Origin of the sequence: Chryseobacterium sp. NFX27 (genome assembly GCF_049887855.1) — a bacterium.
Lineage (GTDB): Bacteria > Bacteroidota > Bacteroidia > Flavobacteriales > Weeksellaceae > Chryseobacterium.
In genome coordinates, this window is record NZ_JAGEKK010000001.1 from 358647 (window position 1) to 383748 (window position 25102).

Sequence of the window (25102 nt, forward strand, 5' to 3'; positions counted from 1 at the left end):
GTATAGATCCTATTTTTTTTTAAAATCCCATACAATTGTCAAGATAAAAAACCGGCCGCAATGTTTTCTCGTATATTCTTACAAACCATTTAAAATACTATTATGAGAACAACATTACACCTCTTTTTAACGCTGATGATCATGACCGCTTTTTTTGCCTGCGACAGTTCTGATGATCCGGTGATGACAGAAAATAATGCGACCGGACCTGATCTTATGGCTTACGGACTCACGGGAATGAATGAACTGGTCTCTTTTAACGCCAATAATCCCAAAGTATTTGGAAGCAAAACAGCCATCACAGGAATTGTACCGGGTGAAAAGCTGATGAGTATAGATTTCAGACCGGCTACCGGAGAATTATACGCTTTATCGAACGCCAGCAAATTATATATTGTCAATACATCTTCTGCGTCTGCGAGAATGGTGAGCTCTACGGCTTTCACGCCTGCAATTTCCGGAAGCATAGCTTCTATTGATTTCAACCCGACGGTGGACAGAATCCGTCTGGTGAGTAATTCCGGACAAAATTTGAGACTGCATCCTGAAACCGGAGCTGTGGCAGCTACCGATACCAATATAATGGGTACAGGAACCCCTGCCATTACAGGAGTGGCTTACACCAACAGTAAAGCAGGAGCTTCCTCTACTGTTTTATATGATATTGATCCTGTTTCCGGAAAATTATTCAAGCAAGATCCTCCAAATAACGGAACCTTGGTGGAAGTCGGAAATCTGGGAACAACGTTCTCCGGGCAGGCCGCTTTTGATATTAAACATGATAACAGTACAGCATTAGTCGCTTTAAGTGATAAACTTCATATTTTGGATCTGAACAGCGGTAAAACAACTTTTATAGGATCTCTTCAACAGGCTGTTATTGATCTTGCAATTCCTACAGAAGCCGTAGCATATGCTATTGATTACTCGAATAACCTTCAGATATTCAATCCGAACAGCCCGATGCCTGTTTCTAAAACAGTCGCAGGATTACAATCTGGAGAAAATATTTTAGGCATAGATTTCCGCCCTTTGAATGGGCAGTTGTATGCTTTGGGAAGTTCGAGCAGAATTTATACCATTAATTTAGGAACAGGTGCAGCTACAGCAGTAGGAAGCTCACCTTTTACCACTTTACTTGTAGGAACTGATTTTGGATTTGATTTTAACCCTGCAGTTGACAAAATAAGAGTGGTAAGTAACACCGGGCAAAATCTTCGTCTGGATCCTGTAACCGGAAGTATTGCTGCTGTAGATAACACCGTCACTCCTGTTACAGCTATGATCAGTGGAGCAGCCTATACCAATAATTTTGCAGGAACTACCACTACTACTCTAGTCGTGATCGATCATAGTACAGATAAATTATATCAGCAAACTCCCCCAAACAATGGAACTTTAGTGGAAGCAGGTTCCTTAGGGATTAATATTACCAATGCCAACGGTTTTGATATCGGAAGCGCAAGCCAAAAAGCGTATTTAATGTCAACAGTGGGAACCTCAACGAAACTGTATACTGTCAATATTTCTTCAGGAGCAGCAACAGCTGTTTCTGATTACCCTAATGCTGTAAAAGCTTTTGCAGTAGGATTAGGATTTTAAAGAGACTCATAATAATTATTTCGATACCAAGAAGCGCAGAAAACTTTGTTTTCTGCGCTTCAATTAATATATATAGATAGAAGAAATTAAATCTGTCGGGGCTTTTTCGCCCTGTTAAAAATCCAGAAAATAATCGGGAAGATTAACAATGTTAATATGGTCGCCGTGATCAGTCCTCCAATAATTACAATCGCCAAAGGTTTCTGAGATTCCGAACCAATCCCTGTAGATAATGCGGCAGGCATTAATCCTATGGAAGCCATCAATGCAGTCATGATAACGGGACGTGTTCTTGATTTCACTCCACTGAGTATCGCATGATCTAAGTTCAATCCGTTCTTGACATTCTGATGGAACTCCGTGATAAGAATAACTCCGTTCTGAATGCAGATCCCAAGCAAAGCAATCATTCCGACTCCTGCCGAGATTCCAAAATTCATTCTGGTCAGATGAAGGGCTATAATTCCTCCTATCAAAGCAAAAGGTACATTTGCCAATACCAGCAGTGAGTCTTTCATGTTTCCAAAAAGGATGAACAATAAGAAGAAAATCCCCAAAATACTGATCGGAACCACCTGAGCCAGTCTGTGTGAGGCTCTCTGCTGGTTTTCGAACTGCCCTGTCCAGCCAATGGAATATCCGTCCGGAAGGTCAATATTGGCCACTTTTTTCTGGGCGTCAGCAATGGTACTTCCTAAATCCCGGTCACGGATCGAGAATTTCACCCCGATGTATCTTTTAATATCATCTCTGTAAATAAATGCTGCTCCGTTGTCTTTTACAATGGTACTGATCTCTTTCAGCGGAATCTTTGCACCATCCTGTGTAGGAACCATCAGGGAAGCAATATCATTTTCATCTTTTCTGTATTCCTGGGAATACCGCAGACGGATCGGGAATTTTCTTTCACCGTCAAACATTTCCGAAGCGGTTTTCCCTCCAAAAGCCATTTCCAACACAGACTGTGCATCGTCCGGCATTACTCCGTAAGCCGCCATTTTATCTCTGTCCAGAACTACACTCACTTCCGGCTGACCGATATTTTTAATAATCCCGGGATCTTTTACTCCGTCTACGCCTTTGATTTTTTTTAAAACCTCATCAGCCAATTTATCTAAGGTTTCCAGATTATCACCATAAATTTTGATTCCGTTTTCTGCTTTGAAACCGGCTACGGCTTCTGCCACATTATCTGAGATAGGCTGGGAATAATTAAAGGTAATTCCCTGGTAGCTTCTGAGTTTTTTATCTATTTCCTCAATCAGTTCTTCATAGCTTATTTTGCGTTTCCATTCATCTTTAGGCTTAAGATTCACGGCAAACTGCACAAATCCGAATCCGTTCGGATCCGTTCCGTCGTTGCTCCGCCCGGTTTGAGCCAGAACATCAGTGACTTCAGGAAAGCTCATAATGTCTTTCTTTAAAAAGTCTGCGGTTTTCAGGGATTCTTTTAATGATGAGCTCATCGGCATTTCTGCGGTGATCCAAAGTGAACCTTCATTCAGCTGCGGCAGGAATTCCGTTCCCAAAAATTTCCCTGAGAATAAGGTCACTGCCATGAAAGATATGGCAACAATTAAACTCATTCTTTTATGTTTAAAGGTATAGCTGAATCCTTTTACTACCATTCTGTCCCAGAAGTTCACAAACGGATTGTTTTTTTCTTTCACATTCTTATTTAATAGGATATGGGAAAGAACGGGAACCAATGTAAGTGTGAATATCAATGCTCCTATCAATGCAAATCCTAAGGTAAATGCTAAAGGTGAAAACATCTTCCCTTCCACTTTCTGGAATGAGAAAATGGGGATTAATGATGTAATAATGATTAGCTTTGAAAAGAAGATGGCTTTCCCCAAACCAGTTCCGGTCTGCTTGATCCAGCCTCCTTTTGATAGCTTATTAAATTTTTCTGTTCCATATTTAAGCGCTTTATGATCGAGCATGACAAAAAGCCCTTCCACCATGACGACGGCTCCGTCAATAATGATTCCGAAATCTACCGCACCCAGCGAAAGCAGGTTGGCACTCATTCCTGCAAGCTTTAAGCATAAAAATGCAAACAACAGGGACAGCGGGATAATAATGGAAACAATGAAGGTCGTTCTCCAGTCTGCCATAAAGATCAGAACGATCACCGTAACAAGAATGATTCCTTCGATCAGGTTGTGCATGACCGTGTGTGTTGTGAAATCCATCAAATGGTCACGGTCGTAGAATGTTACCATTTTAACATCCTTCGGAAGAACCTTTTCATTAAGTTCTTTGATTTTGGCTTTCACTCCAACCAGCACTTCTCTTGGGTTCTCTCCTTTCCTCATTACGACAATTCCTTCCACGGTGTCTTCATGACTATTCAGTCCGGCTTGTCCTACTCTCGGCATTGAACTTTCGTGAACTTCAGCTACATTTTTAACCAAAACAGGATTTCCGCTGTCATTCTGAATGGTAATATTTCCGATATCATTAATGGATTTAACCAAACCTATTCCTCTTACTACATAAGCCTGTCCGTTTTTTTCAATGACATCACCTCCGACATTTAAATTGCTTTTGGTAACGGCATCATATACCTGCAGTGGTGTCAGATTGTATTTATCCAGAGCTCTCGGATCAATACTTAATTCAAAAACCTTGTCCTGGCCTCCAAAAACATTGATGTCTGCAACTCCGGGAACACCTCTCAGCGCGCGGTCGACCACCCAGTTCTGCAGGGTCAGCAGTTCTCTGGAATCTTTTGTTTTACTTTCCAGGGTATATCTGAAAATCTCCCCGGTGGGCCCGTAGGGTGGCTGAACTTCCGGATCCACCTCATCAGGAAGGCTTACGGTTCTTAATTGGTTATTGACCTGATTTCTGGCGAAAGTATCATCCACCCCATCGTCGAAAAGAATTTTAACAATAGAGAGACCAAACATGGTGGTACTTCTCACACTTGTTTTCTTCTGGACCGGGCTCATAGCCAATTCGATGGGCGTAGTCACGAAACGTTCTACTTCTTCAGCACTTCGTCCATTCCATTGGGTTATAATGACAATCTGGGTATTGGTAACATCCGGGAAAGCTTCAATGGGCATATTTTTGAAACTGATAAAACCCGCAATGGCCAAAACAGCAACCCAGATAAAGGTAAATGCTTTATTTTTTAACGAAAAGGCAATTATATTTTTAATGAATTTATTCATGATGAATTTTTTGTAACCTAAAAAGCCATTGAAAGGGCATTTTAATTCTTCTTATTTTAAACGCAAAGGGCGCAGATTTTTTGACAAACTATATGTTTTTAAGTTCGCAAAAGCGTTTCACTTAAATAAGTTCGCTAAGTTTTAATCTTAATGGTGTAAAGTCATTTTAATTATTCAAAGAGCGGTAAATTAAAAGTTGGTTATTTGTGATGACTTCTTCTCCTTCAGATAAACCTTCGGAAACATAAGTGATATCTCCAACTTGCTTTAAAACTTTTATTTCTTTGACCTTAACATCTGTTCTTGACTTATACATCACCACAAAACTTCTGTTATCATCAAAAATGACAGCTTTGGAAGGAACCGTTAATGCCGTATTATTTTCTGAGCTTGAAATTTTTATGGTTGCTTTACTTTCAGGAATTAATAATCCGTTTGCGTTATCTAAAACAACTCTTGCCTGCATTGCATTGGTTTGCGGATCAATAATTTTAAATATTTTATCAATTTTCCCATCAAACACTTTATCCGGATAAGATAATGTGGAAACCTGAGCTTTCATTCCAAGGCTGATTTTTTCGATATCTGATTCATTAACATTCATGATTGCCCAAACATTCGTCAGATTCGCAACATCAAAAATATTATCACTTCTGTCACTTCTCAACTGCATATCTTTATTGATATTCTTCTGAACGATGTAACCGCTGATCGGAGCCACAACACTGTAAATATTTCCTTTCTTCACATTATAAACCGTACTCACCGCACCTGCTCTCTGCATTTGGTCTTGTGCCTTCTGCAATTGGCTTTTGGCTTCCAATACATCTCTTTCGGTGTTCAGTTTTCCTTCATACATTTCCCTGGCAACGCGAAGATTGTTTTGGGCAACAATCAAATCCGTTTTCGCATCGCTTACATCTTTCTGAACTTCCGCCAACTCTGTACTTCTGATGGTCGCCAAAACCTGCCCTTTCGTCACATGGTCTCCCAACTCTACATTTACACTTAAAACATTTCCTCCAACCAGCGGATAAACATCGATATAGCTATTTTTATCTGCCGATATTTTTCCGTAAAAATTATAATCGTCTTCTATATTTTTTTTCTCAACTTTTGCTAAAGAAACAGACTTCAGCATGGTGTTGCTCAGTTCAAAACCTTTTTTTGCCTGTGGTTTTGCTTCTTCCTCTTTTTTTGAACAAGACAGAATAAACAATGCCGCCATTGTTAGGGTTATATATTTTTTCATGTTTAATAGAAGATTTTCGTTTGTACTAATTGATTAAGCTGTTCCGCCGACTGTATAATTTCATTCTTCATATCGAAGATCTGGAGAGCTGTTTCTCTGTAACTGTCCATGAAATCTGTAAATTCTATAAGGCTGATGTTTCCTTTTCTGAAATTTTTCAGCATTCCGTCATATACCAGTTCCATATTGCTAAGGTCTGTGGTTTTGATTTCTGCAAACTGGTCGTACTGATTTTTCCATGTTTTATATGCAGCCTGAACTTTAGTTTCAAGATTCAGTTTCTGGTAATCTGCATTTTTCTGGTTCTGCTGAATGGCATAATGGGCTTTTTCCACATTCCCCTGATTGGATTTCCATAATGGCAATGGAATCCCGATCATAAGATTGACCTCGTTTTTAAAGGTTCCCCCATTCTGGTCCCATCCTGCTCCCAGATTAAGGTCCGGAACATTCAGAGACTTCTGCCACTGTGCATATAATTTGCTGTTGTCAATTAATTTCAGGAAGTATTGATAGTCAGAATTATTTTCCAGTGCTTTTCTCTTTAGCTCATCTTCGTCGCCGAAGGGCTGTACTGCAAGAATTTCTTTTGCATCGGCATCAGAAAGCTGAGGCTCTATCTCAGCTGAAATTCCTGTGAGTACTTTTAGATTCTGTTCAAATTCAAGGATGTTTTTATTAATTCCCAGTTTATCATTATTAAGCTGGATCACCAGGCTCTGCAGCCTTACTTCGTCTTTAAGGGAAACATTGCCTTTGGCAGACTGTACGCGGTAAGCCTTTAGCAGATCATTCATATACCCCAGCTGTTTATTGGTATTACCGAGCTTCTGTTTCTCATAATACAAATTGAAATAAGCTGCACGTAGCTGGGCTTTAAGGTTCACCAAAAGCTGCGAAAACTGAAGCTGGGCGAGCTCTTTGTTTGATTTGGCAAAGGCAATTTCATTTTTCTTTTTTCCACCCATATAAATCAACTGAGTGATTTCCGCTCCTTTGGCACGGCCAATATCAAAAGCTTTTTTCCCTTCTGGATTGTAGGCGTTGATCTGACCGCTCAGCTGGGGAAGTTCCCAAATCTTAGCCTGCAGAATGTCTGCATCGGCCATATTGATGTTATATTGTTCTGCAAGAAGCTGAAGATTGTTTTTCTGAAAAGCCTCTTCACAGTCCAAAAGTGACATCTGCTGCTGCCCTGCCATGAATGAGGAAATGGCAATAAACAGCCCTGCAATTTTGTTCATTCTATCTTTTTTATGGCACAAAATTGCCCTTACATGATTAAAGGGACCTTAAAGAAGCCTTAAAAAAAAATTAAATCTGGTTTTATGTTTAGTTTTTACATAATTAGAACTTCAAATTTTTGACCCTGTTATTTGTAATATATTTAAAATATTCCCCATTAAGATTAATAAAGAAACGCAAGGATAAGCAAAGGGTTTTTCTAATCAGAATGCTTTAAAAGATAAACAAAGCCGCTACGCTTAAAGTTGAAATACAATGTTGGGGAATGTACAGAAATTGCTTCCTATCGGAGATTAATAAATAACGCAAGGATAAACAAAGGGTTTTCTAATCATAGTGCTTGAAGATAAACAAACCACTGCCTTAAAGTTGAAATACAATGCTAGGGTAATGTAGAGAAATTGCTTCCTCTCGGAGATTAATAAATAACGCAGGATAAACAAAGGTTTTTCTAATCAGAGTGCTTTAAGATAAACAAAGCCGCTGCGCTTAAAGTTGGAATACAATGTTGGGTAATGTAGAGAAATTGCTTCCTATCCGAGATTAATAAATAACGAAAGGGGAAACAAAGATTTTTCTTCCTGGGAACGCTTTAAGATAAACAAAGCCGCTATGCTTAAAGTTGAAATACAATGCTGGGTAATGTAGAGAAATTGCTTCCTCTCGGAGATTAATAAATAACGCAAAATAAACAAAGGTTTTCTAATCAGGACGCTTTAGGATAAACAAAGCCGCTGCTTTAAAGTTGAAATACAATGATGGGGTAATGTAGAGAAAACTACAATTGTTTATTGAATATGATACTGAAGGTATTGACTTTTTCAGCCGGAGAAGAATATTTGATTTTGGCACCGTGGTATTCAAGAATTCTCTTGGCAATTCGGAGTCCAAGACCTGAACCGGAAATATTTTGAGAGTTATTACCTCTCATAAAAGCTTCAAATAGCTTCGTCTGCTCTTCTTCAGGAATAGTATCTCCATGAGAAATAACATCAACTGTAAGCTGATCATTGGTTTCCTTTATCAAAACATCTACTTCTTCATTATCAGAATATACCGCTGCGTTTTTAAAGAGATTGATAAAGACAATGACCAACAGGGAATGGATGCCACTGATGGTAAGCAGTCCGTTTTCCGAAGTATCTTCAGAAATCAGGAAATCCATTTTCAGGGCAGGATAACTTTTTTCTACCGCTTCAAAGGCTTCAAAAATAACTTCGTCAATTCTTACTTCTTCATAAATACTCTGGATATTCTCTTTGTCGAATTTTGTAAGCAGTAAAAGGGAATTGGTAAGATCTGACAATTGATACACATCCCGCTGAATCTGTTGTAAAGAAGAAAGGGTTTCAGGAGAATGCTTTTCAAATTTGATCAGGTTTTCGAGTTGGAACGCCATTCTTGTAATAGGTGTTCTGATTTCATGGGATGCACTTGCCGTAAAATCTTTCTGTGACTGAAAGACATCATCCAGCCTTGCAATCATAGTATTAAAAGATTTTGCTAAAACATTAATCTCATCATTGGATTCCTGGACCGGGATCTGCGTTGTAAGCTTATGGGCTGTGACCTCGGAAATTTTGGTATTCAGATCTTCTAGCGGACGAAGGAAGCGTCCCATGAAATAGTAGCTGAAAAAACCAATCAGAAGGGTGCTCATCACATAGGCTGTAATCAGGAGATATTTAAGGAATTCCAGTTTCGATTTCCCGTTGGTATCAAAAGCACTGGTAAGGATGTAATAATTTTCCCCATTGATGTTTCTCAATGCGGCATAGATCTCCGGAACTGTTTTTTCGGTATAGATGATCTTCTTTTCATCCAGTTCTTTGAGAAGCGCATTATCCCAGGTTACATTCCGGTCTTTAATTGTACTGTAAACCAGTTCTTTATCCGCATTAAAAATTAAGATCGTTTCATTGAGAAGGATATTATCTGAGTTTTCATTAAAAAAAACAGGTGCTTCTTCTTCGAAATCTTTAGATTTTGAAATAAAATGTGAAGTAAATTCAAGACGCTGCCTGAATCTTTCTTTGAATTCATCTCTTCTGAAATCATTAAAAGAAAGGTAGATCACCGCCATCACCATTGCAAAAAGCAGGGAAAAAGCGATACTGATCGTTAATGCTATCTTTCTTTTTAAAGACATTTACAATGGGTTTAGATAATATCCGAAACCGGAACGGGTGTGGATAAGTTTAAGTTTAAAATCCTTATCAATCTTTTTTCTCAGAAAATTGATGTAAACTTCCACCGTATTGGTATTAGTATTGAAATTATGTTCCCATACATGCTCTGTGATCTGTTGTTTGGAAACGGTTCTTCCCTGTGCTTCGGCAAGATAGACCAGCAGCTGAAATTCTTTAAGGGTAAGAGCAATTTCATTACCTGCCCTATAAACTTTTTGTTCTGTTTTATTAATGATAAGATCGTCTATTCTTATGATATCCTGATCTCCGGCATCGGACGGAGCTTTTCTTCTTAGCAGCGAATTGATCCTCAAGAGAAGCTCTTCAAACTGGAAAGGCTTCACCAGATAATCATCTGCAAGTCTTGTAAACGCATCTTTTTTATCGGAAATATCTCCGTAAGCCGAAATAATGATGATGGGTGTATTCTTATCAAAAGAACGGATCGTCTGGCAAACATCAAGCCCGTTTATCTTGGGAACATTGATATCGAGCAGATACAGGTCATAGGTATTGTTCTTGATCTGACGGAGAAAGGTTTCACCATCATAAATTTTATCACAGGTAAAGCTGTTTGACTCCAGAAACCTGCAGAGTTCTGCTGAAAGAATGAGGTCGTCTTCCAATAAAAGAATATTCATCAAAGTTTATTTTATACGAATTTAATGAAATTTTTATGTTCCCGTATTATCCATCGAAGGCTGACAGACAGATTTAATTAAATTTTAAGCTAAAATTTCACCAAAAAGGGAGCAATATTATTTTTTTATTGTTAAAAAAGATCTGGCAAATGCAGGATAAACAGCCTTAAATTTAAATTTAGCCAAAAAAAAATCCCGAAAGAGATTCGGGAAATATGGAGAGCCAACTACGGGACTTGAACCCGTGACCTCTTCCTTACCAAGGAAGCACTCTACCGCTGAGCTAAGTCGGCATTGAAGCAAAAAAATCACACTAATTAGCGTGATTTTCTTTGAGCGGAAGACGGGGGTCGAACCCGCGACATTCAGCTTGGAAGGCTGACGCTCTACCAACTGAGCTACTTCCGCAATTTTGTTTCCAAAATTATTGGTAACGCTGTGCAAACTTAGGAAAATCCTCTTAAATCTGCAACAATTTTTTATTAATATAAATGTGGGGAGAGCAGGATTCGAACCTGCGAAGCCGAAGCAACTGAGTTACAGTCAGTCCCATTTAGCCACTCTGGAATCTCCCCTCATGTTATATTAAAATTGAGCCTCCAGAGGGATTCGAACCCACGACCCCGAGATTACAAATCACGTGCTCTGGCCAACTGAGCTATGGAGGCAATTTTAAAATGTAAACTGAATGCTTTAGAGAGAATCTACTCTACGCTTTTCAGCAGTTAAAAAAAAATCACCCTCTAGCAGAGTGATATTATTTTGAGCGGAAGACGGGGGTCGAACCCGCGACATTCAGCTTGGAAGGCTGACGCTCTACCAACTGAGCTACTTCCGCAATTTTGTTTCCAAAATTATTGGTAACGCTGTGCAAACTTAGGAAAAATCCTTTAGATACACAAGTTTTTATCTAATATAAAATGTGGGGAGAGCAGGATTCGAACCTACGAAGCCGAAGCAACTGAGTTACAGTCAGTCCCATTTAGCCACTCTGGAATCTCCCCTCATGTTTATATTAAAAAGAGCCTCCAGAGGGATTCGAACCCACGACCCCGAGATTACAAATCACGTGCTCTGGCCAGCTGAGCTATGGAGGCAATATAAAAAAAGAATTCAAAAGATCGCTGTTCCCTTTTTGCGAGTGCAAATATAGAACGGATTTTTTGAATTCTCAAACTTTTCTATAACTTTTTTAAACTTTTTTTACTACGCCATTTCTTTTTTCTTGATTAATAGCTTTTTAGCAGTATCAACACATAGGTCTAAACTTTCTTCAAAAGTTTCAGACGTCTTTTTTACAACGATATCATCGCCCGGAACGGCTAAAATAAGTTCAGCAGTTTTGTTGTTTCTATCAGAGTTATTTTCAACTTTTAGGAACACCTTACACTCATGAATTTTGTCATAAAAGGTTTCCAGTTTGCTTACTTTTTTGTCAATGTGTGATTCTAATGGTTCGTGTGGAGTTAAACCAATTGATTGAACTGTGATCTTCATAATTCTTCTTTTTTAGATGCTCGAGGATGAGCCTGATTAAACACTTTTTTCAATTGTTCAATATTGGCATTCGTATAGACTTGAGTACTTGCAAGACTGGAATGCCCTAATATTTTTTTTACTTTGGAGATCTCCGCCCCATTATCCAAAACGTGTGTAGCAAAGCTATGCCGAAGGATGTGAGGACTTCTTTTTTCTTTCGTAGTTACAAGACTAAGGTACTTATTAACTACCACATAAACAAATTTTTCATTGAGTTTTTTACCCTTTTTATTTATGAAAAAATAGGCTTTATGTTCGGTATCATGTTTCCTTATTTCCAAATAACTTTTAAGCAGATCTGATAGGTCTCCGGAAATGGGAATAAAACGTTCTTTATTTCCTTTTCCTATTACCTTGAGCTCATTTCCTTCTATATTAACATGCTCAAACATCAGGCCACAAAGCTCGGCTTTACGCATTCCGGTCTGATATAATACTTCAATGATGCATTTTTCCAGGATACCACACGGGTCCGCAAGAACACTGTCATTGAGCACCTGCATTTCATCCTGTGAGATAGGGATTTGTTTTTCAGCATAAAACTTCAGGGAAGATATACTTTCCGTAGGAGAAACTTTAATCTCACCCATCTTTAAAAGAAATAAATAAAAGCTTCTGAGGGATGATAATTTTCTATTGATGCTTCTTTTAGAAATATTATTTTCACTTAATTCGACGATAAAATTCCGGATTACTTTTTTATCAGCTTTGGAAATATCATCGGAAGCTTCTGTTTTAAGATAGAAATGGGAAAAGTCTTCAAGATCTTTTCTGTAGCTTGTAATTGTATGAGGCGAATACCTCTTTTCGAACTGTAAATATTCTAAATACTTATCTAACATCACGTAAGGTATAAAAACAAAAATTCACCTCTCAAATATACGTATTTAAGAAGTGAATTAGTATGTGGTTAAGAAAAATCTTAAGCCTGCTCTTCCTTGCTAAGTCCTCTTTGTTTGTAAGCGGCCTTTAGTCTAGCTTGTCTTAAAGTTACAGAAGGCTTAATAAACGCTTGTCTAGATCTCAATTGACGAACTGTACCCGTTTTATCAAATTTTCTTTTATATTTTTTTAATGCTCTGTCGATGGATTCACCATCTTTTACTGGAATTATTAACATATATTACATCTCATTTTGGATTGCAAAACTAGACATTTTTTATTAAACTGCAAAATTTAACTTCACTTTCTAAAAAAAACACATTATAAAGTTATCCACAATCAGGTGCAATAATGTGGATAAGTATACCGTCTTCTTAATCTTGAATCCCCTCTAACCATATTGGGATTATCTGAAAAGTATGTCATATTATGAACTATATGTAAACAAAAATCCCTATCTTTGCACTTACTTTATTCATGGGGTTGACTGGTTTCGACAGCAAGATCAATGGGTAAGTAAGCATGCAGAGAACCGTAGCGCGATCTCTTTAATCCCTTGCTACACAACTTTAACTGGCAACGAAGAGTTCGCTCTTGCAGCTTAATATCGAAGTATAGTAGATCAAGCGTTTTCCTGAAGATAGTAAGGAAGCAAGATATCTCACAAATGCTCTGTTCTGCGGCGTTTGATTCTGGGATATAGGAATGCAGGAATAAGGTTTCAGATGCTTCGGCTGAAACTCGAAAACTTTAGAAGATAAGCTGGAAGTTGGGTGTCTGCCCTCTGCCTCCAGTCGAAAATCAATGGTAGAATAAGCATGTAGAAATCTTATGTATTGCTTGTTTGGACGAGGGTTCGAATCCCTCCAACTCCACTAAAAACCGCCTATACTAGGTGGTTTTTTTCTTTTGAGTTACACACTAATAATGACAAAACACAACCTACAGCAAAAAAATAATTATTCAAGCAAAAAAAAGCAGATAACATAAATGCTATCTGCTGCTTTTAATTAAAGAAAGGGTTAACCTTTTTTTAAATTATGCTACTCGCACGTTAACTGCGTTAACGCCCTTTTTTCCGTTTTCTAAATCGAATGTTACGACATCGTTTTCACGAATATCATTAATTAAACCTGATGTATGTACGAAAACATCCTGACCACCATTTGATGGTGTAATAAAACCAAATCCTTTAGCATCGTTAAAGAATTTTACTGTTCCTTGTTGCATTGTAATGTATTAAAAATTATTGTATTTATTGTTTGGCTTTCGCCATTACTGCATTGATAAATTACCAAAGCAATAATAAATCGATTTGTGAACAAAAAAATGATGTTGTTATTTTTAGAAGCCTGAAATATTCAAGTTTAAAAAAGGTACTGCACCTGTTATATTGATGACAAAAATTAGCGGCTGTAAAAGCGAAGACTGAGAAGAAAGAGTAAACTCAAAAGTTTCAGAAGAAGCGTCGGCAGGAGCCTGATTATTTTACAAATATACACTTAATTTATTGAAAACAAGCACTTTTTAATTTTATTTATTTTTTCACATGTTAATCAACACATAATTAGCATTAGTTTAATCAATCTCAAATTACACTAGAAGCCTCAAGCATTATATAAATTAGAAGTGACTAAGTGTAACTTTAAAGACATTTCCTTTGTTGCCATCTTCTCCATCCTGACCATCTCCCAGTGTTCTTGGCTCCGGGTAAATCCCATCTGAACCATCTGAACCACGTCCGCACCATCCGTTTCCAGAGCCCCCATTACCTCCGTATCCCGGCTTTCCTGCTTTGCCTCCATTACCACCTACCCCTCCGTTACCACCTCTTATATAAAATTTTGATGCATTAACAAATACTTCCGTAAATACTACTGTTGAAACAAAATAAATATCAGAAGCGTTGCTGCCGTTTCCACCTCGTCCGCCTTGTCCGCCTTTTCCGGATCCAGCACCATTCCCGCCCCGGCCGGGACCTGTTTTGCAATCAAATGCAGATGTCGCTCCTTCTTTACCATTAGACCCGTTACCGCCATTGCCACCATTGCCACCATTACCGCCGTCTCCTCCACCGATACCATCAAAATCCAAAACAAACTTTGAGTCTTCAATATTCTGAAGGGTATCTATACATATAATTTCTTTGGCAATAATGTACAAATCAGGATTCTTTAAGAACTCTCCATCTTCACCCGCTAAACCAACCTGACCGGCTGATCCCGGCTGTCCTTCTCTGTCTACCTCTCCTATTCCATTAGCTCCATCTATACCTCTTACTCCATTACCCCCATTTTTTCCATTAATAGTCGGATCAATCTCTATTTTTATTGGGAAACTGTTATTCTTTAACTTCAGCTTATTACAATAGATGACCCAAAACGGCAGATTTGCGTTGCTCAAAGTCAATGTTGCATCTGGCTGGCAAATAATTTCATCCGCTTTTAAGATCTGTCCGTTAAAAATTTCCCCGTGATTTACAGGAAATACATTTTCAATCACCGCCGTATCGTTAATTAAGTTCATTACATCTTCCGGTAATGCTTCATTAAGGCTGTTAAATACTAATTCTTGAATGTTCATGATATAAAAATTTTAATTATATTTATTACATTCAAAGGTAACGGACTCTATTGTTCTGAAAAATAACACCTTTGTGTAGTTTTTCATCACCGTTTCTATTACAACCCCTCCAGCTATCATATCCTTGAAGGTCTTATTTATTATAAAGAGCAGCACTACAAGAAAAGCCTGCTCGGCGGCAAGCCATACTGTTTTTTAAAAGCAAATGAAAAGTGGGAAAGGTCTTCAAAACCAAGGTCCAGATAAATATCTGTTGCCTTTCTTCCTTTTTCCAGAAGATAATGGGCTTCCTGAAGTCTTTTTTCAAGCAGCCATTTTCCAGGTGTGGTGCCAAATATTTAATTTAATTACAGGACAAAGTTCCTACAATTCCAAAGGAAGCACTTTGTTAAAAAGCTCAATTAAACTTTGTTAAAAAACTCAGAATTTCAGACAAAATTAACGCAAGCTGTTTCAATTAAAATAAAAAATACCCCTTCATCAACTGTTCCCTTAGAAAATAAATAAATTTCTTACCCTCATCATGTATTCATTATCGGGATTATATATACCGAAGCAGCCATCTGCCTTAAGCCTTTCCGCCTGGTTCGTATCCGGAATAATAATAATTTTACTTATGAATTACATAGTAAACATAAATACCTGAAAACGAAAACACTAAAACTTTTGTCTATAAAATAAGTATAGTCTACCCACAAAAAAGACTAAAAAAATGTTTTATCGTGAAGAATTTTATATATTTGCACCATCTAACAATTAAAAAAATAATTTACTATGTCAGACATTGCATCAAGAGTAAAAGCTATCATCGCTGATAAGCTTGACGTTGAAGAAACAGAAGTAACTCCTGAAGCTAGCTTCACTAACGATTTAGGAGCTGACTCATTGGATACAGTTGAGTTAATCATGGAATTTGAAAAAGAATTCAATATTCAAATCCCTGATGATCAGGCTGAAAAAATTACTACTGTAGGGCACGCTATTGCTTACATCGAAGAAGTAGTAAATAAATAATATTCTTCAACAAAAAAGAAAATTTTAAAAGTTTATGGAATTAAAAAGAGTAGTTGTAACCGGTTTTGGCGCAATAACACCGATTGGAAATAATGCAAAAGAATACTGGGAAAATCTTCTTAAAGGTGAGAGCGGTGCTGCTCCGATTACTCTTTTTGATGCCACAAACTTTAAAACTAAATTCGCTTGCGAGGTGAAAGGCTTCGATCCATTACAGCATTTTGACAAGAAAGAGGCTAAAAAAATGGACCGGAACACTCAGCTTGGGCTGGTAGCCGCAAGAGAAGCGGTAGCACACTCCAGGATTATGGAAGACAATGTGGATAAAAACAGAGTCGGTGTAATCTGGGGTTCAGGAATAGGAGGTTTAGAAACTTTCGAAACTGAGGTTTTAGGATGGGCTAATACTGAAATACCAAGATTCAACCCATTCTTTATTCCTAAAATGATCGCGGATATCACTCCTGGACATATTTCAATAGAGTATGGCTTTCACGGGCCGAATTATACTACGGTGTCTGCCTGTGCATCTTCAGCCAACGCTCTTATTGACTCCAAAATGATTATCCAGCTTGGAAAAGCAGATGTTATTGTATGCGGAGGCTCTGAAGCAGCCGTAACAGCAAGTGGTGTCGGTGGATTCAATGCGATGATGGCACTTTCTACAAGAAATGATGATCCTAAAACAGCTTCAAGACCGTTTGATAAAGACCGTGATGGCTTTGTGTTAGGCGAAGGAGCAGGATGTATCATCCTTGAAGAATATGAGCACGCCGTAAAACGTGGTGCTACAATTTATGCAGAATTACAAGGTGGTGGTATGAGTGCAGATGCACATCACATGACTGCCCCGCATCCTGAAGGATTAGGAGCTTATCTGGTAATGAAAAACTGTTTGGAAGACGCAGGCTTAACTGCTGATGAAGTAGACCATATCAACATGCATGGTACCTCTACTCCATTAGGAGATATTGCAGAATCCAACGCAATTTCAAAATTACTGGGCGAGCACGCCTTTGATATTCAGATTAATTCTACAAAATCAATGACCGGTCACCTTTTGGGAGCTGCCGGAGTCATTGAAGCTATCGCTGCATTAGGAACTATTATTCATGGTATTGTTCCGCCTACCATCAACCATTTTACTGATGATGAAAATATTGACAGCAGACTGAATTTCACATTCAATAATGCTGTTAAAAAAGATGTAAAAGTAGCCATGAGCAATACTTTTGGATTTGGCGGGCACAACGCTTGCGTTCTATTTAAGAAAATCTAAATTCAATGAATGGAGTTACAGAAATACTTTTCTAAATTCCTTCTCAAAAAAAGAAAAAGAAAATTAACGGAGAGAGACTATTTCCTTAGTACCGAGCTAAAAAAAATGCTGGGTGCAGAGGTTCAGAATATTGCTCTTTACCGGGAAGCTTTTTCTTTAAAAAGTTCTTCTAAAAATCAAGACAGCAATTATGAAAGACTTGAATTTTTGGGAGATTCTGTTTTGGGTACAATTATTTCCTGTCATCTGTTCCAGACTTATCCTCAGGCTAATGAAGGATATCTGACCCAGATGAAATCTAAAATTGTTAATAGGAAGAATCTTAATAAATTAGGGGAAGACCTCAAGCTTATCGATCTTTTGCAGAAGCAGGGATCCGCAGCATTGGGAGAAAACATTTCAGGAAATTTATTTGAGGCGCTTATTGGTGCTGTTTATCTGGATTTTCATTATGAAGCCTGTAAAAGGATCATCCTGGAAAGATTATTGACCCCCTCTGAAATTAACAAGCTTGAGAATAAAATTGTAAGCTACAAAGGCCTCCTTCTTGAATGGAGCCAAAAGAAAAAAGTAAATATAAAATATGAGACCTGCGAAGAAGTGCAGGCCAATAAAGCAGTGGTATTCAGGTGTCATGTCTGGCTGGGAGTAGAAAAGATCGCTAATGCAACGGAAACTTCCAAAAAGAAAGCCGAAGAAAAGGCAGCACAAAGAGCATTTTATATTTTAAACAAAAAAGAAAACATACTTGGAAATTCAAAAACTTTATGATATAGATGATATAGAATTTGAAGATATTACCATAGGATTGGTAAGATTAGCAAAAGATATACCTGCTCATGAGTTTTTCTACAAAATAAATAAAATCAACGGCCTTACTTTTTCCAGAAAGAAAGATGTGATCATTCACGGGGCTTATTATGATTATTATTTTCCGAGATTTGAGGCTTATCACAAGTTTACAAAGACATGTTTTACATTTATTTCAAACCGGTCTTCGGAAAGTAAGCAAAAAAAACTGCAGACCGAGCTCTTCACAGAAGAAGAAAACATTAAGTTTTTATTAAATAATCAGGTAGATGTGGAATATATTCTGCATTCTTCGGAACAAATTCCTGATTTTTCCGTAATTTTGCTCCCGGAAAATCTTGTATTTCCGATACAAGACTATATATTAGGTTCTGAAGAAGAACTTTATCAAATTATCCAGTATTATGAATAAGTATTTAAAGAAGACAAAAATTATTGCAACACTAGGGCCTGCTTCATCGTCGAAGGAGGTTATGTTAGGACTGATGAAAGCGGGTGTTGATATTTTCAGAATAAATTTTTCACATGCAGATTACGAACTAGTTCGAAGTAATATTGAAATTATCAGAGAACTTAATCAGGAATATGGTTTTTCCGTAGGTATTCTGGGAGACCTTCAAGGTCCGAAACTAAGAGTAGGTGTTGTAAAGGAGGGTTCTTACCTGAACCCCGGAGATATCCTTACATTTACGAATGAGAAAATAGAAGGTGACTCTACCAAGGTTTACATGACGTATCAGCAGTTTCCTCAGGACGTAAAAGTAGGGGAAAGAATCCTTATTGATGACGGAAAGCTCATGTTGGAGGTTATTGAAACCAACGAAATAGACACGGTAAAAGCAAAAACTATTCAAGGGGGGCCTTTGAGCTCTAAAAAAGGAGTAAACCTGCCGAACACCAATGTATCCCTTCCTGCCCTCACGGAAAAAGACGTTCAGGATGCCAATTTCATGCTTGACATGGAGGTTGACTGGATTGCCCTTTCTTTCGTACGTCACGCACAGGACATTATCGACCTGAAAAAGCTGATCGACAGCCATCCAAACGGGAAATTCAAAACACCGATTATTGCTAAGATCGAAAAGCCTGAAGGTGTAAAAAATATCGACGAAATCTTATTGGAATGTGACGGACTGATGGTTGCCCGTGGTGACCTTGGTGTGGAAGTTCCAATGGAGGAAGTTCCTGCCATCCAGAAAAATCTGGTAGAGAAAGCTAGATTCTACTCAAAACCGGTAATCATTGCCACGCAGATGATGGAAACAATGATCAACAGCCTTACCCCGACGAGAGCGGAGGTAAATGACGTTGCCAACTCTGTATTGGACGGGGCGGATGCGGTAATGCTTTCCGGAGAAACTTCTGTAGGAAGATATCCGGTTCAGGTAGTTGAAAACATGTCAAAAATTGTACAGAATATCGAAAAGACTCATTTTTATCAGCATAAAAATGAACCAATTGAAAAAGATTATAACTGTATAGACGAAAGATTCATTACCAACAGGGTATGTCTTGCGGCGGTAAGAATTGCTAAAACTACCAATGTTTCTGCTATTGTTACCCTGACACATTCAGGATATACAGCATTCCAGCTTGCAGCACACAGACCGAATTCCCATATCATCGTATACAGCGGAAACCGAAGAGTGATCACTATGCTGAACCTTCTTTGGGGAGTTCATGCCTATTATTATGACATGAAAAAATCTACTGATGAGACCATCATTCAGGTCAATATGCTGACGCACAACCACGGCTATATTGAAAGTGGAGACTTTGTAATCAACATCAATGCGACTCCATCTTATGAAGGAGGTAAGACGAATACATTGAGACTGACGACAGTATAAGCAATAAGCAATAAGCAATAAGCAATAAGCAATAAGCAATAAGCAAAATTACTTTTTGATGACCATATAAAAATCCCCGGAAATAGATATTTCCGGGGATTTTATTTATTACGTAGGCTACATTATACTTTGTACATTTCACACCATACAAATCAATTTCCCACGATTGTTCTTGCTGTAACAAACTCTTTTAAAGCCAATAAAGACAACTCCGTTCCATAACCTGAAGCTTTGCTTCCACCAAAGGGAAAACGCGGGTCAGAGCTCGTCATTCTATTGATATTAACCGTGCCTGATTCCAAGTTTTCGATAAAAAACAACTGACGTTCTTTATTTGCTGTCCATACAGAATTTGAAAGTCCAAAAGGAATATCATTAGCCATATGTAAAGCTTCTTCATCACTTTTGGCGATCATTATCATCCCTAGAGGTCCAAAAAGCTCTTCTTTTAAAATAGGATTTCCTTCCTGAACACGAATTAAACCGGGTTTGAATTCATTTTCAGAAATTCTCTCCAAAGGAATAATAATTTCAGCCCCATTTTCCAATGCGCGGTTGAATTGGGCTTCCAGCTCATCGGCCAGATCCGGCCTTGCCATTCCCGCTAATTTAGTTTCCTTATCTAAAGGATCTCCAACTTCATACGTTTTATATTCTTCAATGAATTTCAGTAAAAAATCATCTTCCACTTTTTCATCAATAATAAATCTTTTAGCGGCTGTACAGGTTTGTCCGCAATTTTGAAGTCTGGATTTCACTCCTGCTTTTGCCGCTTCATCTAGATCTGCATCGTCGAAAATAATGAAAGCATCACTTCCTCCTAATTCCAATAAAGATTTTTTGATATTTAAACCGGCGATTGAAGCTACTTCTCCACCAGCTTTTCCACTGCCTGTAAGACTTACTCCTTTTACAGCATCATGCTCAAGAATTTCTTTTACCGCTTTATGTCCCACTTCCAGGTTCTGGAAAACACCTTCCGGAAAACCGGCCTCTAAAAGAACCTCCACAATTGCATTTCCACTTCCGAAACAAATGGAAGCATGTTTCAGAACTACTGTATTTCCAGCCAAAATTGCAGGAACAGCAAATCTCAATACCTGCCAAAAGGGAAAATTCCAGGGCATTACTCCTAAAATCACACCTTTCGGAACATAATGAACCTCAGAATAAGAAAATTCAGATTCAACTTTTTCAGGTTTTAAAATATTTTCAGCATCTGCATAATAATTCATCATTAAAGCACATTTTTCAACCTCAGCAATCGACTCTGAAATAGGCTTATTCATTTCAGTCGTGATAATCCTGCCGAATTTCTCTGAATTGTTCTTTAATATGTCTGCCGCTTTTGCGATCAGCTTCTGCTTTTCTTCAAACGGTACTTTTCTCCATTCTGAAAATGTCTTATCTGCTTTAATAAGCTTATTTTCAATTAACTGTTCCATAATATAATTTCTGTTTTAAATTCACAAAATGAATTTATTAATGCCTTTATTCTAAAAGCAGTGTGAAAGTAACAAATTCTATTCCTTAAGGCCCGGTAAAGCCATGATTTTTCTCTATCGAAATAATATAACCTCCTGTATATTTTGAAAGTAATTTTAAATATCTGATAATTAACAGTATCTTTTTGTTTACTCTTTTAAATGAAATGCCTTTGTTTATCTTTATTAAAATTGTTTCATTTTCAAAAGCCTTTGTTTTACCTTGCAATTATTAAACGCAAAGAAAGACAATATTGATTCTGGTTTCTTTAAACTAAGATAAACAAGGGCGTTTCACTTATTTTCGAAATACCAGAATTCAAAATGCTGATGGATTAATATGATTTCTACCTAGATCATAAACCATTCATTCACAAGACATGCGGCCAGCCTGGCTGTTCTGTCCTGAATATCCAGGGAAGGATTGACTTCTGCTGCATCCAGTGCTATGAGTTTTTTACTTTTTAAAATATGCCTGTAAAAATGCATAAAAGGCATATCTGCAAAGATACCATTATATGCGGAAGCGGAAACTCCCGGGGCAATTGATGCATTGAAAACATCCATACAGATGGTAAGATAAACAAAATCCACAGTCTCCGTCAGCTCATCGATCCGTTGGTAGATGGAGGGAAGGTTTTCAAAAAAAAGCTCATCGGCAAGGATATATTTCATTCCGTACTGATGGGCTGTATCAAAAAGCTTGAGAGTATTTGAATTTCTCTGGATCCCGATATGGAGTGAATTGATCTGCCCTTCCTGTGCAATTTGCCAGAATCCTGTTCCGGAGCTTGCTCCTACTCCTTTTTCCGGCTGTCTGTTATCAAAATGCGCATCTATATTGATAATCCCGATCTTCTGTTCCGGAAAAGCTGTTTTTACGCCTAAATAGTGGGCATAGGTTACTTCATGCCCTCCACCTAAAACAAGTGACTTTCCTCCTTTCAGCAAAACTTTTGAAACATTTTTCGCAAGGCTGTTCTGGGTGCTTTCAAGATCACCATCTTCACAGGTAAGGTTTCCGAAATCGAGAAGGGAAAAGTCCGGGCGGATTACCGGAAAATTGGACATATTCTTTCGGATGATATCCGGGGCATCTTTGGCACCCTGCCGTCCTTTATTTCTTCTCACGCCTTCATCTACGGCAAAACCATGCAGAACAAAATCATCTGCCTTAATATTGTCGTAATTATGTTCTTCTTTAACTCTCTGAAATATTCTGTGGAAAAGAAGTTCTTCTCCATCCAATCTGCCTTGCCAAGTGTCCTGAAACATAGATCTAAATTAAATTTTAATTACTGCGTTTTATCCAGTAAATCTAAATAATATTGTTTAGATATTAAAACGCTCCTCTGTTCAATTTCAAAACGGCTGCATGACATCCGTCATTCCTGTGATATGTTCATCTTAAATCATTCTTTTTTCTGATTGGCATTACTGCTTATGAACATTTCATTGCGTTCTTCTGAAACAATTTCCAGGAATCGTTCATAATGTTTGAGCACATCAGAGATCAGTTCATTTTTTGTAAAGTACTGCACATCGTACCCTTCCCTTCCATCTCCGAAATAGGATCTCGGATAGTGGGTTTTATTGTCCTCCAGATCAGGAAGGTTCTCTTCATTGATCATGTATTCCGAAACGGTCTTCACTTTATTTTCAACTCCATAAATAAAATTATTGACGACTCCCTGGTGAATCTCTATTTCTATTCTGGCAGGACTTTCATATTGATTTATCTTTGCATCAATTCCGTTGGCTGCAAATTCCTGCTGCAGATCTGTAAAGGCTTCTTTTGTTTTGACCTGAATAAAATGATCTACTGAAGAATTATCTTTAAAGGAAACGATGTTTTTTAAACGTTCTTTCCAAAACTCGCCTGACCATGGAACGGTAGACACAGAAAAGTTGGTATCGTAATATTTCTGATCAATGATTAGCCCTTTTACCAAACTTACGATAAACAGAAGGACTATGATTGAAAAGGGCAATGCCGTAATTAAAGTCATGCTTTGAAGGGCCTTTAATCCCCCTGCATTTAATAATAAAAGAGAAAGTACAGCCAGTAAAATACCCCAGAATACAATCTGCCATTTGGGAGATTTTTTAGCATTTTTGGTGGCGATACTGTTCATCACAAATATTCCCGAATCGGCAGAGGTCACAAAGAAAATAATAATGATGGCAATAACAAAAAATCCCGTCACGGTTGATAAGGGCATATATTCTAAAAAGCGGAACATCAATGCATCAGGATCGGATGCCAGCTCGCTTAATTTTCCGTTGGCCACATTCAGGTCGAACCAGATGGCACTGTTCCCAAATACGGACATCCAGATAAAATTGAATAATGTAGGAAGTACTAAAACAGCGAGAATAAATTCCCTGATGGTACGTCCTTTAGAAATTCGTGCAATAAATAATCCTACATAGGGTGACCACGAAATCCACCATGCCCAGTATAAAATAGTCCAGTCATAGAACCAGGGCAATGCATTTTTTTCGTAAACATGGGTATTGAAAGTAAGATTAAAAAAATTATTGATATAGTTTCCCAGTCCTTCGGTAAAGCTTCCTATCAGATATACCGTTGGTCCCAATATCAGTACAAAAAGTAAGAGTACAATCACACTCATTACATTGATATTGCTTAAAATCTTTACGCCTTTATCCACTCCGCTAATCGCTGAAAATACAGAAAGGGAAATAAGGCTGATCACAATAATCACCTGATTGGTATAACTGTTTTCCGCAGTGATGTGGAGTATATTCAATCCTGAACTGATCTGTACCACTCCAAATCCCAAAGTCGTAGTCAATCCAAAGAAAGTACAGCATAATGCAAAAACATCAATTGCATTTCCCCATTTACCATTAATCTTATCTTTCAGTAATGGATAAAAGCAGCTTCGTAAGGAAAGCGGCAGTCTGTACCGGTATGCAAAGTAAGATAATGAAAGCCCTACAACTCCATAAATGGCCCAGGCATGGATTCCCCAGTGGAAAAAGGTATACAACTGTGCCTGCTTTGCTCTGCTTACATAATGATTATCGGCAAAAACTTCGGAAGAATAGTGCTGCATAGGTTCTGCCACACTAAAATAAATCAGTCCTATTCCCATTCCTGCTGCGAACAGCATCGAAATCCATGAAAAAAAGGAATATTCCGGCTTACTGTCGTTAGCTCCCAGCTTTATATTCGCATATTTGCTGAACAGCAGGTAAACCAAAAAGATCACAAACAGAGTAACGGCCCAGACATACACCCAGTTCAGATTAATGAATATGAACTGTTTGATTTCACTCAGGATACTTTCTGTCGGCTTTGGATATAGGGCAGAAAGAAAGCATGTTCCGATAATAAAAATCAGACTTGGGATGGTAACTCCTTTGTTGAAGGTAGATTGTACATTTTTAAACTTCATCAGATTTATTTTTTGTATTAATATTGACAGACAGGCATAGCCCCGGCAGAAGTACTCAAAGAATAATATGACTGCGTTATTTTCCTTATCAGGATGTACTTAAGAACTATAGAAAATTACTG

At 37.9% G+C, this 25102-nt stretch carries 20 protein-coding genes, 7 tRNA genes and 1 other RNA gene; 7 read left to right on the forward strand and 21 right to left on the reverse strand.

The features are described from left to right. Positions 1–102 precede the first annotated feature (102 nt). On the forward strand, positions 103–1602 hold the full coding sequence (locus J4Q03_RS01690; RefSeq protein WP_426046506.1) for a DUF4394 domain-containing protein: 1500 nt from the start codon (positions 103–105) through the stop codon (positions 1600–1602). An 86-nt stretch (positions 1603–1688) separates the two neighbouring features. Here J4Q03_RS01690 and J4Q03_RS01695 read toward each other — a convergent pair whose 3' ends face one another. From J4Q03_RS01695 to rpsU, 15 genes are all read right to left on the reverse strand, one after another. Then, positions 1689–4787, reverse strand: coding sequence for an efflux RND transporter permease subunit (locus J4Q03_RS01695; RefSeq protein WP_426046507.1), 3099 nt, complete (start codon positions 4785–4787; stop codon positions 1689–1691). A gap of 166 nt (positions 4788–4953) precedes the next feature. Continuing rightward, entirely contained in the window at positions 4954–6039 is a 1086-nt protein-coding gene (locus J4Q03_RS01700) for an efflux RND transporter periplasmic adaptor subunit (protein WP_426046508.1), read from the reverse strand. Between the two features lie 2 nt (positions 6040–6041). Further along, a complete protein-coding gene (locus J4Q03_RS01705) occupies positions 6042–7283 on the reverse strand; it encodes a TolC family protein (protein WP_426046509.1) in 1242 nt (413 codons plus the stop codon). A 779-nt stretch (positions 7284–8062) separates the two neighbouring features. Continuing rightward, the gene (locus J4Q03_RS01710) at positions 8063–9433 is read right to left on the reverse strand and encodes an ATP-binding protein (RefSeq protein ID WP_426046510.1); all 1371 of its coding nucleotides are present in this window, start codon (positions 9431–9433) and stop codon (positions 8063–8065) included. Next, the gene (locus J4Q03_RS01715; RefSeq protein WP_426046511.1) at positions 9434–10114 is read right to left on the reverse strand and encodes a response regulator transcription factor; all 681 of its coding nucleotides are present in this window, start codon (positions 10112–10114) and stop codon (positions 9434–9436) included. Positions 10115–10335: 221 nt separating this feature from the next. Further along, positions 10336–10407: transfer RNA gene (locus J4Q03_RS01720), tRNA-Thr, on the reverse strand. Between the two features lie 42 nt (positions 10408–10449). After that, a tRNA-Gly gene (locus tag J4Q03_RS01725) sits at positions 10450–10522 on the reverse strand. Between the two features lie 86 nt (positions 10523–10608). Further along, positions 10609–10689 (reverse strand) — tRNA-Tyr (locus tag J4Q03_RS01730). 19 nt (positions 10690–10708) lie between these two features. After that, a tRNA-Thr gene (locus J4Q03_RS01735) sits at positions 10709–10782 on the reverse strand. 97 nt (positions 10783–10879) lie between these two features. Further along, positions 10880–10952: transfer RNA gene (locus tag J4Q03_RS01740), tRNA-Gly, on the reverse strand. 85 nt (positions 10953–11037) lie between these two features. Further along, positions 11038–11118, reverse strand: a tRNA-Tyr gene (locus J4Q03_RS01745). A 19-nt stretch (positions 11119–11137) separates the two neighbouring features. Beyond that, positions 11138–11211: transfer RNA gene (locus J4Q03_RS01750), tRNA-Thr, on the reverse strand. A 109-nt stretch (positions 11212–11320) separates the two neighbouring features. Continuing rightward, positions 11321–11611 carry an HPF/RaiA family ribosome-associated protein gene (locus J4Q03_RS01755; RefSeq protein WP_111955378.1) on the reverse strand — a complete coding sequence of 97 codons (291 nt, stop codon included), beginning with the start codon at positions 11609–11611 and terminating at the stop codon, positions 11321–11323. Next, the gene (locus J4Q03_RS01760; protein ID WP_426046512.1) at positions 11608–12495 is read right to left on the reverse strand and encodes a tyrosine-type recombinase/integrase; all 888 of its coding nucleotides are present in this window, start codon (positions 12493–12495) and stop codon (positions 11608–11610) included. The genes J4Q03_RS01755 and J4Q03_RS01760 overlap by 4 nt, the downstream gene beginning before the upstream one ends. Positions 12496–12575: 80 nt before the next feature. Next, complete coding sequence (gene rpsU / locus J4Q03_RS01765) at positions 12576–12773, reverse strand: 30S ribosomal protein S21 (protein WP_034702010.1); 198 nt, start codon at positions 12771–12773, stop codon at positions 12576–12578. 241 nt (positions 12774–13014) lie between these two features. Between rpsU and ssrA the strand changes: the two genes are divergently transcribed. Next, positions 13015–13413, forward strand: a transfer-messenger RNA (tmRNA) gene (gene ssrA, locus J4Q03_RS01770). A 160-nt stretch (positions 13414–13573) separates the two neighbouring features. Here the strand turns inward: ssrA and J4Q03_RS01775 are convergent. The 3 genes from J4Q03_RS01775 to J4Q03_RS01785 form a co-directional block, all read right to left on the reverse strand. After that, a complete protein-coding gene (locus J4Q03_RS01775) occupies positions 13574–13765 on the reverse strand; it encodes a cold-shock protein (protein ID WP_048502705.1) in 192 nt (63 codons plus the stop codon). 393 nt (positions 13766–14158) lie between these two features. Further along, complete coding sequence (locus J4Q03_RS01780; RefSeq protein ID WP_426046513.1) at positions 14159–15118, reverse strand: collagen-like triple helix repeat-containing protein; 960 nt, start codon at positions 15116–15118, stop codon at positions 14159–14161. A gap of 155 nt (positions 15119–15273) precedes the next feature. Then, a complete protein-coding gene (locus tag J4Q03_RS01785; protein WP_426046649.1) occupies positions 15274–15456 on the reverse strand; it encodes a helix-turn-helix domain-containing protein in 183 nt (60 codons plus the stop codon). Between the two features lie 436 nt (positions 15457–15892). Here J4Q03_RS01785 and J4Q03_RS01790 point away from each other — a divergent pair, with 436 nt between their 5' ends. Genes J4Q03_RS01790 through pyk form a run of 5 tightly spaced genes read left to right on the forward strand, consistent with a single transcriptional unit; the run spans position 15893 to position 20071 of the window. Continuing rightward, the gene (locus J4Q03_RS01790) at positions 15893–16132 is read left to right on the forward strand and encodes an acyl carrier protein (protein WP_002976354.1); all 240 of its coding nucleotides are present in this window, start codon (positions 15893–15895) and stop codon (positions 16130–16132) included. A 34-nt stretch (positions 16133–16166) separates the two neighbouring features. Then, the gene (gene fabF / locus J4Q03_RS01795; RefSeq protein WP_116012296.1) at positions 16167–17411 is read left to right on the forward strand and encodes a beta-ketoacyl-ACP synthase II; all 1245 of its coding nucleotides are present in this window, start codon (positions 16167–16169) and stop codon (positions 17409–17411) included. A gap of 9 nt (positions 17412–17420) precedes the next feature. Next, the gene (gene rnc / locus J4Q03_RS01800) at positions 17421–18182 is read left to right on the forward strand and encodes a ribonuclease III (protein ID WP_426046514.1); all 762 of its coding nucleotides are present in this window, start codon (positions 17421–17423) and stop codon (positions 18180–18182) included. Next, positions 18160–18633, forward strand: a complete 474-nt coding sequence (locus J4Q03_RS01805) for an IPExxxVDY family protein (protein ID WP_426046515.1) — start codon at positions 18160–18162, stop codon at positions 18631–18633. The genes rnc and J4Q03_RS01805 overlap by 23 nt, the downstream gene beginning before the upstream one ends. Beyond that, a complete protein-coding gene (pyk, locus tag J4Q03_RS01810; protein ID WP_426046516.1) occupies positions 18626–20071 on the forward strand; it encodes a pyruvate kinase in 1446 nt (481 codons plus the stop codon). The genes J4Q03_RS01805 and pyk overlap by 8 nt, the downstream gene beginning before the upstream one ends. A 152-nt stretch (positions 20072–20223) precedes the next feature. Here the strand turns inward: pyk and J4Q03_RS01815 are convergent, their stop codons facing one another. The 3 genes from J4Q03_RS01815 to J4Q03_RS01825 form a co-directional block, all read right to left on the reverse strand. After that, positions 20224–21516 (reverse strand): aldehyde dehydrogenase family protein, encoded by a 1293-nt coding sequence (locus J4Q03_RS01815; RefSeq protein ID WP_426046517.1) that lies wholly within the window; start codon positions 21514–21516, stop codon positions 20224–20226. A 390-nt stretch (positions 21517–21906) separates the two neighbouring features. Beyond that, positions 21907–22830 (reverse strand): formimidoylglutamase, encoded by a 924-nt coding sequence (hutG, locus tag J4Q03_RS01820; RefSeq protein ID WP_426046518.1) that lies wholly within the window; start codon positions 22828–22830, stop codon positions 21907–21909. Positions 22831–22967: 137 nt separating this feature from the next. After that, positions 22968–24980 carry a BCCT family transporter gene (locus J4Q03_RS01825; protein ID WP_426046519.1) on the reverse strand — a complete coding sequence of 671 codons (2013 nt, stop codon included), beginning with the start codon at positions 24978–24980 and terminating at the stop codon, positions 22968–22970. Positions 24981–25102: the final 122 nt, after the last annotated feature.